Genomic DNA, 12,609 nt, shown 5'->3' with positions numbered 1-12,609 from the left:
CTGGAATGTGGACAATAACTGGAACCCCAGCATGCAACCGCAGCCTGCCGATGACGCCATAGTCGGTGGAAATCCTGAAGTTACTGACGTAGAGATATTCAACAAGTTGACCAACACCGGCATGATTGACATCACCACCGGCACACTGCAACCCCAAGGCGACGTCGACAACACAGGCACGATCAACGTTGGCGATGGATCATCGATTGTATCAAGTTTCAATCTCGGCAGCTCCACCACACTTTCAGGTAGCGGCGAGGTGGTGCTAAAAAATAGCGACAACTTACCTGGGTCGAATGCCACACTCATCGGTGGTAGCACGCCTGCAGTGGCCGTGACCAACGCCGCCGGTCACACCATTCGCGGCGAGGGATCGCTGTCGCTAGGGTGGATCAATAACGGTCTCGTGCAAGCAGATGAAACCAGTGGAAATTCTTCTGGGGTGCTTCGGATAACCAACTCAACGTTCATTAATAACGGTGATCTCCGCTCGTCGAGTGGCGCATCCATCGCGCTTACCAGCGTGACATATTCTCAAGGAATCGGCGGCAAGCTTTTTGCCGATACGGATAATATCACGCTCAGTGCAACTTCGATTTCGGGGGGCTCCCTTGAAACGGTAGGAGGAGGCTCCTTCGAACTCGTCGACGGCAACAATGCCGTAACACTCGCGGGCGTGACCATCAATGCACCAATTAACATTATCCATACAGTTGGCAGTGGTGTCCTCCGCAGCAATAGTGCAGGAGTCACCAACAATTCCAGCATCACGCTCGATGGTCAGGGAAGTGGCGTGGCCCAATTCGGATTCAATTCTCCGGGTACTCTAGATGGAGCGGGTGAAATTATTCTCGTGGGGGGCAATGCGAACACTCTAATTGGGGTGTTTCCCGGTTTTCCCGCAGAATTTACTCATGGGGCCGATCATACCATTCGCGGATCTGGGGTTATCGGTTCACCAATCATCAACCAAGGCACGATCCAAGCCGAGGTGCAAAACGGAAATATCTTAACGATTAATGCATCGCAGACCAACCAGGGTTTGATGGAAGCCGCGTCGGGCGCAACATTACGGTTTCAGGCGAACACTTCCAATACGACCCAATCGGCGAGTGGCGTGATCTCGGCTGCCGATGGCGGCAGGGTCGAGCTGGATTCCCAGTCGATCACAGGAGGAACATTACAAACTCTCGGCAGTGGGGTGATTGCAGTCGATACCAATGCCCCGACCCTCAGTGATCTGACGATCGCCGCGGGGAGCGCCGTCAATGTTTCCGCCGGAAGGACGCTGCGCGTAGCTGGCAGCAGCATCACCAACAACGGCACAGTCACGCTCAATAGCAACGCCCTCGTCTCCACGTCAACCTTGCAAGTCGACAGCAACCTGAACCTGGGAGGCACTGGCCAAGTCGTGCTCAACGAGCAGAACTCGAACTTTCCGGCGGTGATTCGTCCCAACGGAAACACCATCACCCAAGCGGCCGGCCATACGGTAAGCGGTGCCGGTCAACTCTTGGGTTCAGGTAAGTTCGTCAATAACGGCCGCATCGAAGGAACTTCACCTGCGGAGCCGGTAAGGATTCGTACTCGATTGGAAGGGACCGGCGTACTTGAGAATGTTCTCATCGATCGCGGCACGTTTGACATCGGTGTCCATGCCCCTGGCAACGGCGTCGGAACTGTGCCTCTCGAAGGAAGCTACACAATCAACGGCAACAATCAGGCCCGGCTGGAAATCGAAATCGGCGGCCTCTCCGCCGGTACGGAGCACGACCTGCTTGATTCGACGGGGACGGTTGCTTTGGGAGGGGTGCTGGATGTGAGCGCAGTAGACTTGGGTAATGCTTATGTGCCAACCGCTGGTGACCGTTTTACGATCATCCAATCGACTAGTGCCATCACGGGGACGTTTTTTAATTCGATATTCCCCTCTCTAGGTTTCGGGCGAACGCTGACTTGGAAGCCGGTTGACTATAGTGATCCACTGAAAGTCGTGCTGGAACTAAATTCCGTAAAATTCTTCGACGCCGATTTCAATGAAGATGGTAAGGTTGATGGCGAAGACCTCACCAACTGGCAAGCGGGCTATGGCACCGGTAACACTCACATGCAAGGCGATGCGGATGACGACGGCGACGTTGATGGCCGCGACTTCCTCCGCTGGCAGCGGCAGTTGGGTTTAGGGGTATCTTCGCTTGCAGTTTCAAGTGTTGTGCCAGAACCAACTTCAAGAGTAGTCCTTTTCTTCTGCCTGATGCTGTTTTTTTCATCGCCGAGAAGGGATTGCGCAAGTTTTTCTTGCAAAGAATGCCCTCACATTACTAAATCATTTGGAAGACTTTTTCGCGCCAATTGTTCGCTTACATCTGGAGGGCTTTATCTATGAAGCGCCAGCAATACCTTGTAATAACGATCTCATTCTATTGTCTCATCTCACTATTGCCCGCGCTAGCCAAGGGTCAAACAACCTGGCAGGGAGATGATATTGTCAAACCCCAAGGTTGGAACGTTGCGGAGAATTGGTCCAACGGTATTCCCATTAGCTCAACGGATGCAATTGTAGGGGCACCGGCTCCGACGATCGTCGATGTGATCTCGGCCAATGCGCTGACTTTAGAAGTACTTGCTGGCGGCGAAATCGAAATCCCTGGCGGCAACACTCTCACGATCAATGGCACTACGCTCACAAATAACGGCATCATTACCGTCAACAGCGACAACTCCACCGACCTGGCAACGCTTACCTTCGGCACCGCAGGGGGCACCATCGATGGCAGCGGCGAGATCGTACTGGGTGCAATCTCCGATGACGCACGTCTGAACAACATCAATAAAAGCAATCCTGTTACGCAAATGGCCGGCCACACCATTCGTGGAGAGGGTCAAATCCCCATGAGCCTGATTAACTTTGGCACGATTACCGCTTCGGAGGCCAACGGCGATTCGACTGCCGAGCTGCTGATCAGGGACGGCGCGAAGACCAATCATGGCGTCATTCAGTCCTCGCCCACGGCTACACTGAGACTTGGAGTGAACATCACCCAGGGAAGTACTGGGCAGCTTATTGCCGATACCAGCACGGTTATTGTGAACAACATCACGATTACGGGGGGCACGCTGAAATCAGTGAATGGCGGCGCCTTTCAGACGACCGGAAATGCGCTGACTTTCGATAGCGTCGAGGAGCTTGATGGACAATTCAATCTCATCTCTGGCAGCTGAGCGACTGGCAATCTGCTCGTCAAAGGAGGTGGATTTACCAACAATGGCACGATACTGATCAACCGGGACAATGTGAGTGGCTTGCAATTGAAGTTCGAAGAAACGGGCACGCTTGATGGGACAGGCGAAGTCATTATGAATTCTCCAGGGCTTGGAGCGACGATCACCTCACATGCAAGTACAGTCGGTACTTTTGGACCGAATCAAACGATCCGCGGCGTTGGGCAAATTCAAGGCGCAATCGTCAATGATGGTCTCATCATTGCTGAGCCTCTCAGCGGCGGCACTGAGTTGCTCATGAATGGTTACGCGAAAACCAACAATAGCACGATCCGTGCCGACGCTGGTGCCACGATTGGCGTCCTCGGCTCGACAATTACTCAAAACGATACGAATGGCGTTCTTCTGGCCAACGGTGGTGTGATTCATCTCCAGGGAAGTTCGGTTATTCATGGTGGACGATTGGAAGCCGCCAGCGGCGGAAAGTTAGTTGCTAGCGGGAACGCCGCACGCCTAGAAGATGTTATCAGCAACGCTCCTATTGAGGTTTTGACCGGCAATAATCTGCTCAACCTAGGCGGCACATTCTTGGTCAATAATAATACGATCACGGTCTCCAGTCGCTTGGGTGTGGATGACAACGTGGAAATCAGCGGCACTGGAGAAATTGTCCTCGACTCGCTTCTAGGCGCGGACTTCAACATCGCCGCTGGCTTTACTGCGACGCTTGGTTCTGGCCATGTTCTCCGCCGCACAGCGGCCGGCAACGTCAGTTCCTCCCGCGTGAATGGACCGGGCACCTTTATCAACAACGGGCGAGTCGAGGGTGCCTCTGTGAGTGTGCGCATGAATTTCAATGGTCCTGTGGGTGGCTCCGGAACAATGAAGAATGTCAACATTACGAATATCCATTCGCCTGGCGATCCAGGCGGGACTGCTCAAGTTCCGCTGGAGGGGACCTATGAGATCAGCTTTTTCGGTCAATTGAATTTGGAACTCTGCGGCACGACCCCCGGCCTGGAGTACGATCAATTGTTTTCTACCGATCCTGCCAATGTGTTCATGATCACCCCTGGAAGTACAAAATTGAACGTCTCATTCCTTCCCGGCTACTTTCCCACGAATGGAGATGTTTTCACACTCGTAGACACCGCCGGCACGATCACCGGGAATTTTTCCCAGATTAATCTGCCCCCTCTCCCTTCAGGATTTAATTGGCTCGATATTTCTACTCCGCAGACAATCGCCTATCAATTCATCGCCCCGCTCGCCGGCGACTTCGAAGAGGATGGGGACGTGGATGGCGATGATCTCAATCGCTGGCAAGCGAATTACGCCACAGGTAGCACCCATATGCAAGGCGACGCCGACGACGACAGCGACGTCGATGGTCGTGATTTTCTTATCTGGCAGCGGCAGTATGGCAGTGGTGTGCCATTGGTAGCTGCGCAGGCTGCCGTGCCGGAACCCAGCACTTGCGCGCTCCTGATGATCTCTGTTGTATCTTTTGTGCGCATGAGATTATCACCTAAACGCAGGGCATTTCAACGCCTTAAGATACAATCGTTTCGCAGTTAATTGCGATCAATGCATATAGTGTTTTAAAACCACACTGCATAAGTGACTTTAATAATAGCAGCGATTGAAATCAAGAACTCTTCTTATTTCCTATTCTCCCCAGCATACGCATCTCAAAACGATAAGTTTTTTTCTTGCATTGTGTTAGATCCGGGTTACATTCGGAACCGCCTGCTCATTTTTCAACTTTAGAGCACGCCGCTTAACACGTTGGACAAGGATTCGCCATCGATTGCGACCTTGTTATTTTGTTCTCGGCAGTAAAGTGAACCGACCGGGGGGAGAGTTCATGTTCCAAGCCATTATATTGGTGGCCCTTTTTCAGGCCGTTTTCTTACTGCTGGCTTACGATCTCATTTTTCCGGGTAATAGATCCGAGTTTTCTGCGCTTGAAACTATCCACGCATTTATCTTGAAAGACTATGCCTCTCGTTATTGCTTTGCTTTTAAGAATTGCTGCTGCGAACGTCTCTAGGAAGGCGACTTGGAACTAAAAAACTATTTGCACCAGTTCTTCTCAATTGATACGAAACTTGCGTCTCCTTGGCCTGCACGGAGACGCCCACTTGGAGGACTTTTGAAATGTCTCGCTTAAATCCAGTCCGCTTGTTCTTGGCCGCAATTGTCATTCTAGGCGTGTGTGTCGAAGATGAGAAATCCGTCCACGCGGTTGCCAAATCGTGGAACTCCGCCAGCAACAGCACCTGGAACACTGCCAATAACTGGACCCCTCCGGGCGTGCCGCTGGTTGGCGACGACGTAACTCTAGGCAACATCATCGGCACCGAGGGGACGCGCACCACGATGGATGTCAACGACTCGATGAACTCGCTGACAATCATCAACGGCAACGATCTGGATACGGGCGAGTTTAATACTTTTGTCTCCACCGCTACCACAATCACAGGCGCGGGCTCGACCCTGCTGATCAAACCCCGTGCGACCCAGACCTTCATCTCTTTTGATACGAACACGCTTGACCTCAATGCAGGCGCCACGGTGCTAATGCTCGGCGGAAGGCTCCAGGTCGACAACGGTGTATTTGACCTCGCCGGCACACTTACCGGCTATGGCAACATCCAACTCGATCAGTCCGTCGGTGCGAACACGACACTACTAAACATGTCCGGAACGGGCATCCTCAATGCGGGCTATACCTTCGACGGCATAGGTCTTCTCACTGATCAAGCCGCAACTCTTCAGATCACTGCGGCCGACACCGACGCTCGGGTGGATTTCGACAACGGCACGCCCAATATCGTCAACCTGCTTCCTGCCGGTACGCTCGACCTCGATGTGATGATGGCCGACACTTTCAACGACACGATCAACCTCAGTCGTAAGTCGACGTTCGACTCGTCCTTGGCCTGGGAGTTCGCCGGCACGATGAATGTCAATACTCAAGCCGGGTTCCTCGTCGGCCAGACCGCTGGCCCCGCCACCCTCACTGGCCAGCTCATCACAATGTCCGGCGGCGACATTAATCTCGACAACACAGCCGATCACCTCATCATTGACACGGCCGCCTTCACTGCCACTGGGGGAATCATCAATCTCACCCAGGGAAAAATTCAGTTCGATTCGACGACCACTATCGGAGCCGGCGTCGACTTCCAGATCGGCAATACCAACACCGAATTGATCGTCAACTCGATCGTCAATATCGACGATGCCGACTTTAACTGGGATGGCGGCGGAGGCGCGACCAACCTCACCACCATCAACTCTCTCGGCAATCTAGACCTGGACCTCACTAGCTTTGACGGCAACGACTCCTACGACGGGGGGATCGCCATGAACGGAGGCGAGTTGGATGTTACTGTAGCCGACGGCGAATGGACCTTCGGCAGCGGTGATAGCTTCGATGTTAACGGCCCAGGGACCTCGACCCTCAACGGCTCGCGGATGCAACTCAATGGCACGCTCAACGTCAATGCCGGCACCTTCGACGCCAACGCCGACACCGAGTTTGTCGCGGGTGCCAATCTCGTTGTTGACGCCGGGGCAACTGCTCAACTCGATGGCACTCAGACGTTCCTCAATAACACCAACGTCACGGTCAACGGCACACTCACTCTCAACGGCGCGACTACTTGGATAGGCCCCGCGAGCGTCCTTGGCACTGGGCGCATCACTCAGAATGGCAACTCTACTGTCACCGGCGACACTGTAATTTCTGTCGCCACCTACGACTGGGATCAGGGCAACACCGTAATCAATACCACTGGCTCGCTCACACTCAACGTCACCAACATCGACGTTGGCAACGACACTTTCAACAACAACCCCATAACTGTCAACGATGCCGGCACACTTCAGGTCACCGTCGCCGACGGCACATGGAACCTGGGAGCTGCAGGCGTCCTCACACTCAACGACACGGCAGCCGCGGGTACGCCCGCTCTGCTTTCCGGCTCCGCGTTGGTCGTCGACAGCGGCGGCATCATCAACATCACCGGTGCTATGGGCGACATTAACACTGCCACCACTCTCAACGAAGGTGCGGTGCTAAATATCAATACCGTCAATGGAGTTGCCGACGTCAACACCCTGCTCACCCTCAATGGTGGCGACGTTTCCGGTGTCGCAGGCAGCGACCTGTTACACTCTGGACTGACCGTCACCGGAACTTCGGCGATTAATGTAACTACTATCGACCTCGACGGTGGCAATGTCACTCTCGCCCCCGGCGGTAGCCTGGACCTCAACGTCACGACTATTGAAACCGCTGGTGCCGAAGTTTTCGACCTAGCGATGAACTTTACTGGCGGTACTATTAATGTTAACAACGCAGCCAACGAATGGTTCATGGATGGCGCAATCAACTCCAACGGTGGCGGCAACCTCTTCGGTGACCGTGTTCTCATTGGCGACGATCTCGAAACGCTCAATGCCGACGTCAACATCAATTCCGGCACACTGAATATCGGCGCTCCTGTCACGTTCAACTCAGATGCGGACGTCAATGTCGCTGCCGGCGCTACCCTCAATATCACCAACGCAAACACCCTCTTCCTCTCCAATGCTGGCGGTAACAACGCCGAGTTCACCGGGCAGGGTACTTTGCGCATCGTCGGGGCCGACTTCGCGGAGGCTACCACCCTCAATATGACTGGCGGTACTGTCGCTCTGGACGGTGCGTTGTCCGGTAACGGTGGTCTCGTATTGCTCACTGCTGGCGACAATGACATCAATGCAAATCTGACAATCAATGCCGCGACGGTCGAGGATTATGGGTTCACTACGGTCTTACCGGCATCGACTAGCGAACTGAACATTTCCGACACCGCGACTCTTGCTATAAACCTTGATAACGCAAACGCAGAATGGACAGTCATCCCTACCGGCATCATCAACTACAACGGCAACTTCTCGGTCAACACTTTCCTGACCGGGTCCGACTTAAACATGAACGGGACGCTGAACGTCGTGGGTGACGGCCGTGTGGATGCCCGCCTGGACATCGGCGGCACGGTGAACCTCACGGGCGGCGGCGCTGATGAAGGACTCCGCCTCAGTGGCGGTACGATTGGCGACCCAAACACAATCAGTGGCGGCACTATTAGCGGTAACGCCAACGGTGTACTCCGTGCCGATAACGACATCGCATTGCGTGGTAATGGTATTATCAACACGGATATCACGTTCGGCGGCAGTGCCGAACTCATCGCCAATGGCGGCACCCTCGAAGTCAACGGTTCCATCACCGATATGGGTACCCTCCGCGCCAACAGCGGCACGCTTCAGCTCGACACCAGCCTGGCTAGCTCCGTGACCTCCAACGGCATTAGTCTCGACAACGGTACACTCCAGGGGACCGGCCTGATCACTCTCGACGTTCGCAACCTGCGCGGCAACGGCACCGTCACCAGCCGCGTCACAAACGACAATAGCATTCTTGCCCAGGGTGGTACGCTTAACATCAACAACGCCCTGACCGATCTTGACGGCACGGGCGCAGAGGCCGGCATTCTTCAGGCGCAAACCGGCAACCTGCGGCTTCAAAACTTCAACACCGCCGACCCTTTCGGCGGCGATGCCAATGTTGACGCTGGCCGTACTTTTGAAGTCGTCGGTCGCGAACTTGTCTTTGAGAACACCGGCGATCTAAACCTTAACGGCGGTACCTTCCAGTCCAACTTTACTCACACCTTCGACGGCGATCTCACTGTGAACGCCGATAGTCAGGTTGTGATGACGGGGGCCGCCGTCTGGGCCTTTGACACGGCTTCGCAGACTATTCTCAATGCTGACCTGGAGACTACCGGAGATGTCATCGTAACCAATGGGGCCTCGATTTCCGGGCCCGGCTCGCTCACAAATTCCGCGGGCAATAATAATTTACAGCTCAACGATGGTGCGGTCGTCTCAACTGTAGTTATCAACGAAGGGCAGATCAACATAGGCGTCGCCAGCAGTGACGGCACCGCCACCGTGCAGGACCTCGACCTCCGCAATTCTTCTACTTACAATCTCGACGTCAACGGCACGGGTCTCAACGAGTTCGACCGGCTCAGCGTCAATGGTACGGCCCTAATCGACGGCGTGCTCGACGTCGATTTCGGCTTCGCGCCCGCTTTGGGCAACACATTCGCGTTTATGACTGGCCTGAATATCTCGGGCACGTTCGACCTAATCGATATTACGGGCTTGGGCGCGGGGCTGACTGCGGTCGTGGATTACAACGTAACCAGCGCGGTACTCCGCATCGCGGCTGCCCTCCCAGGCGATTTCGATTTCGATGGCGACGTCGATGGCCGCGACTTCTTGATTTGGCAGCGCGGAGGATCACCGGCCCCGTTGAGTGCGGGAGACCTGACAGACTGGCAGGCAAACTATGGCGCGCCGCTGACTGCTGCGGCTTCAGCTGTTCCTGAGCCTGTCTCAATGGGGCTTTGCTTCGGTCTTTTCACCGGAACGTGCCTCTTGGTCGGCCGACGTCGCTAACCAATTTCCCGGAAAATGTCAATTTGGGGGAACCTTGCCGGGGCTCTTAGGTGTCTAATTCCCTGGAACTAGGGGGGAGATGTCCCGAGAGGGGACTTTTGGCGCGAAATTCGCCCTTGTCGGCTTGTCAGGCATTTCAGCCCGGCTATATTAGTTGATTCGCGAAAGTTTCACCAAGCCAGGCTAGCGTAGCTCAATTGGCAGAGCAGCTGATTTGTAATCAGCAGGTTGTGGGTTCAATTCCCTCCGCTAGCTCGTACAGTTGGTTGGCGTGTGGGATTGTGGTTTGTGGGTGGTTAGAAGCGGGGTGACGAGTCTCCGGTTTGAACTGCGTTGTTCAGGCGATGTGGCAAAGTTTCAGTAGTAGATAGGTGCAGTTGGTGGGCTAGTAGTTGGCAGATCGGGGGAGTTACCGAAGCGGTCAAACGGGGCAGACTGTAAATCTGCTGGCTCTGCCTTCGCAGGTTCGAATCCTGCACTCCCCATTTTGAAGGAAATGACCAAGGCCCCAATGACCAATGACCAAATGATAAACCGAAAGTTTGTTGGTCATTGGTCATTCGAGCATTGGGATTTGCCTTGGGCGGGTGTAGCTCAATGGTAGAGCAACAGCCTTCCAAGCTGATGACGAGGGTTCGATTCCCTTCACCCGCTTTGAAATAGAGCTATTAGCTGTTGGTGATTAGATTTTGGATAAAAATAAATTTGGAGACCTAGAAACGAAGGTTCAACTGAGCTAACGGCAAATGGCTAATAGCTAACGGCTAATAGCCAATAGCTCAAAACCGCTGCTGTAGCTCAGTTGGTAGAGCACTTCCTTGGTAAGGAAGAGGTCATGAGTTCGAGTCTCATCAGCAGCTTTGTGTAAGTAATTTTTTGCGTAAGGGTTGGTTAGCAACACCTTTTTTGTCCTAGAAACAAACGACCTAGTATTTTAGTTAGGGAGAAAAATGGCTAAGGATACATTTGCACGTACCAAGCCCCATGTGAACGTTGGTACGATCGGTCACATCGATCACGGCAAGACAACCACGACAGGAGCCATCCTGGCAGTTCAGGCGGCCAAGGGGCTCGCTAAGACGAAGTCCTATGCCGATATCGCCAAGGGGGGTACTGTCCGCGACGAAACAAAAACGGTGACAATTGCCGTTTCGCACGTCGAATATGAAACTCCGAATCGTCACTATGCCCACATCGATTGTCCGGGCCATGCTGACTTTATTAAGAATATGATCACTGGTGCCGCCCAGATGGACGGTGCGATCCTGGTCGTGTCGGCCGCCGACGGCCCGATGCCTCAAACTCGTGAGCACATTCTGTTGGCTCGTCAGGTGGGCGTGCCACGGATTGTGGTGTTCCTCAACAAGTGCGATCTTGTCGACGACGAGGAATTGCTTGAGTTGGTTGAATTGGAAGTCCGCGAATTGCTGACGATGTACGGTTTCCCTGGCGACGAGGTCCCTGTAGTCAAGGGTGCCGCAAAGGCTGCCTATGACAATCCAGCCGACCCTGAGGCATCCAAGTGCATCACGGAGTTGATGGAAGCAATTGATGCTTATATTCCCGAGCCAGTTCGTGAAACCGACAAGCCATTCCTGATGGCCATCGAAGACGTATTCTCGATCGAAGGTCGTGGAACGGTTGCTACGGGTCGTATCGAGCGTGGGATGGTCAAGGTTGGTGAAGAAGTCGAGATCATCGGTTTGACCGCTGCTCCCACGAAGACGACCTGCACCGGCGTCGAGGCATTCAACAAGACGATGGATCACGGGATGGCTGGCGACAATGTCGGCTGCCTGCTTCGTGGTGTGAAGCGAGAAGACATCCAGCGTGGTCAGGTGTTGGCCAAGCCAGGAAGTATTACTCCTCACACTAAGTTCGAGGCTGAAGTTTATGTCTTGAGCAAAGAAGAAGGGGGTCGTCACACGCCGTTCTTCAGCGGTTACCGACCACAGTTCTACTTCCGGACGACGGATGTCACCGGGGCAGCCAACTTGGTCGGTGATGTTGAGATGTGTATGCCGGGCGACAATGTGCGAATCAGTGTCGAGTTGGGCAAGCCGATCGCCATGGACGACGGAGTGCGTTTCGCCATCCGTGAAGGTGGCAAGACGGTAGGCTCCGGCGTGGTAACAAAAATTTTAGAATAGGTGAGTAAGTGAGTAGGTGAGTAGGTGACTAGGTAGCTTGATGATATCCTAACGATATTGCTACTTACTCACATACTCACCTACCCACTCTCCCGCATAGGGGTGTAGCTCAATTGGCAGAGCACCGGTCTCCAAAACCGGGGGTTGCGAGTTCGATTCCCGCCGCCCCTGCATACAGGAAGTCGTAAGTTTCGAGTTTAACTAGTCGTGGGTCGTATTTGTAATGGCTCGTGGTTCGTAAGGCTCGCAGCTCGTTGGGAAATCTAAAGTGGCAGAGTTAATCTCAGGAATGTTCAACGCTTCGCGTTACAAGCGGAGCCAGGGCAGGATCGCCCGGCAGGTCACTTTTGCGGCCATTGCGCTGGCGTTTGCCGCCGCGGCTTGGAAGCTCAACTCGGCATCCATCGACAACATGGGTCGATACGTGATCCCGTTGGTGGTCTTGGCTGTTGGTTCGTGGATCAGCTTTCGAATTGTCAATCTGCCGAAATTTGCAGATTTTTTGATCTCCGTAGAAGCGGAAATGAATAAGGTGTCGTGGCCTGGCCGCAGCGAGTTGTGGCGGGCTTCGATGGTGGTAATCGCGGTGATCTTCTTTTTGGCGGGGCTCTTATTTATGTACGACGCGATTTTGAGAACCATCGCTGGTTTGATTTTTTAACTGCATGAATCGACCATGGCGGTCGTAGTTCTATACAGCTTCAGGGGAATT

At 53.9% G+C, this 12,609-nt stretch carries 6 protein-coding genes and 5 tRNA genes; all 11 read left to right on the top strand.

Going from position 1 to position 12,609, the window contains the following annotated elements:
• Positions 1–31: 31 nt before the first annotated feature.
• The 11 genes from Pla144_RS03770 (at position 32) to secE (ending at position 12,558) form a co-directional block, all read left to right on the top strand.
• Positions 32–2,386, top strand: a complete 2,355-nt coding sequence (locus Pla144_RS03770) for a hypothetical protein (RefSeq protein ID WP_146447958.1) — start codon at positions 32–34, stop codon at positions 2,384–2,386.
• Positions 2,383–3,222, top strand: a complete 840-nt coding sequence (locus Pla144_RS03765; protein ID WP_146447957.1) for a hypothetical protein — start codon at positions 2,383–2,385, stop codon at positions 3,220–3,222. Before Pla144_RS03770 ends, Pla144_RS03765 begins: the two co-directional genes overlap by 4 nt.
• An 87-nt stretch (positions 3,223–3,309) precedes the next feature.
• Complete coding sequence (locus Pla144_RS03760) at positions 3,310–4,800, top strand: hypothetical protein (RefSeq protein ID WP_146447956.1); 1,491 nt, start codon at positions 3,310–3,312, stop codon at positions 4,798–4,800.
• A gap of 582 nt (positions 4,801–5,382) precedes the next feature.
• Entirely contained in the window at positions 5,383–9,747 is a 4,365-nt protein-coding gene (locus Pla144_RS03755; protein ID WP_146447955.1) for a beta strand repeat-containing protein, read from the top strand.
• A gap of 182 nt (positions 9,748–9,929) precedes the next feature.
• Positions 9,930–10,002 (top strand) — tRNA-Thr (locus Pla144_RS03750).
• Between the two features lie 148 nt (positions 10,003–10,150).
• Positions 10,151–10,232 (top strand) — tRNA-Tyr (locus Pla144_RS03745).
• A gap of 98 nt (positions 10,233–10,330) precedes the next feature.
• Positions 10,331–10,401: transfer RNA gene (locus Pla144_RS03740), tRNA-Gly, on the top strand.
• 133 nt (positions 10,402–10,534) lie between these two features.
• Positions 10,535–10,607, top strand: a tRNA-Thr gene (locus tag Pla144_RS03735).
• A gap of 90 nt (positions 10,608–10,697) precedes the next feature.
• Positions 10,698–11,897, top strand: coding sequence for an elongation factor Tu (gene tuf / locus Pla144_RS03730; protein WP_146447954.1), 1,200 nt, complete (start codon positions 10,698–10,700; stop codon positions 11,895–11,897).
• 98 nt (positions 11,898–11,995) lie between these two features.
• Positions 11,996–12,068, top strand: a tRNA-Trp gene (locus tag Pla144_RS03725).
• Positions 12,069–12,165: 97 nt separating this feature from the next.
• The gene (gene secE, locus Pla144_RS03720; protein WP_231936149.1) at positions 12,166–12,558 is read left to right on the top strand and encodes a preprotein translocase subunit SecE; all 393 of its coding nucleotides are present in this window, start codon (positions 12,166–12,168) and stop codon (positions 12,556–12,558) included.
• Positions 12,559–12,609: the final 51 nt, after the last annotated feature.

The organism is Bythopirellula polymerisocia, from assembly GCF_007860015.1.
In the GTDB taxonomy this organism is placed as follows: domain Bacteria; phylum Planctomycetota; class Planctomycetia; order Pirellulales; family Lacipirellulaceae; genus Bythopirellula; species Bythopirellula polymerisocia.
Note: the sequence above shows the minus strand (reverse complement) of the source record. Positions and strands in the feature narration are given on the sequence as shown.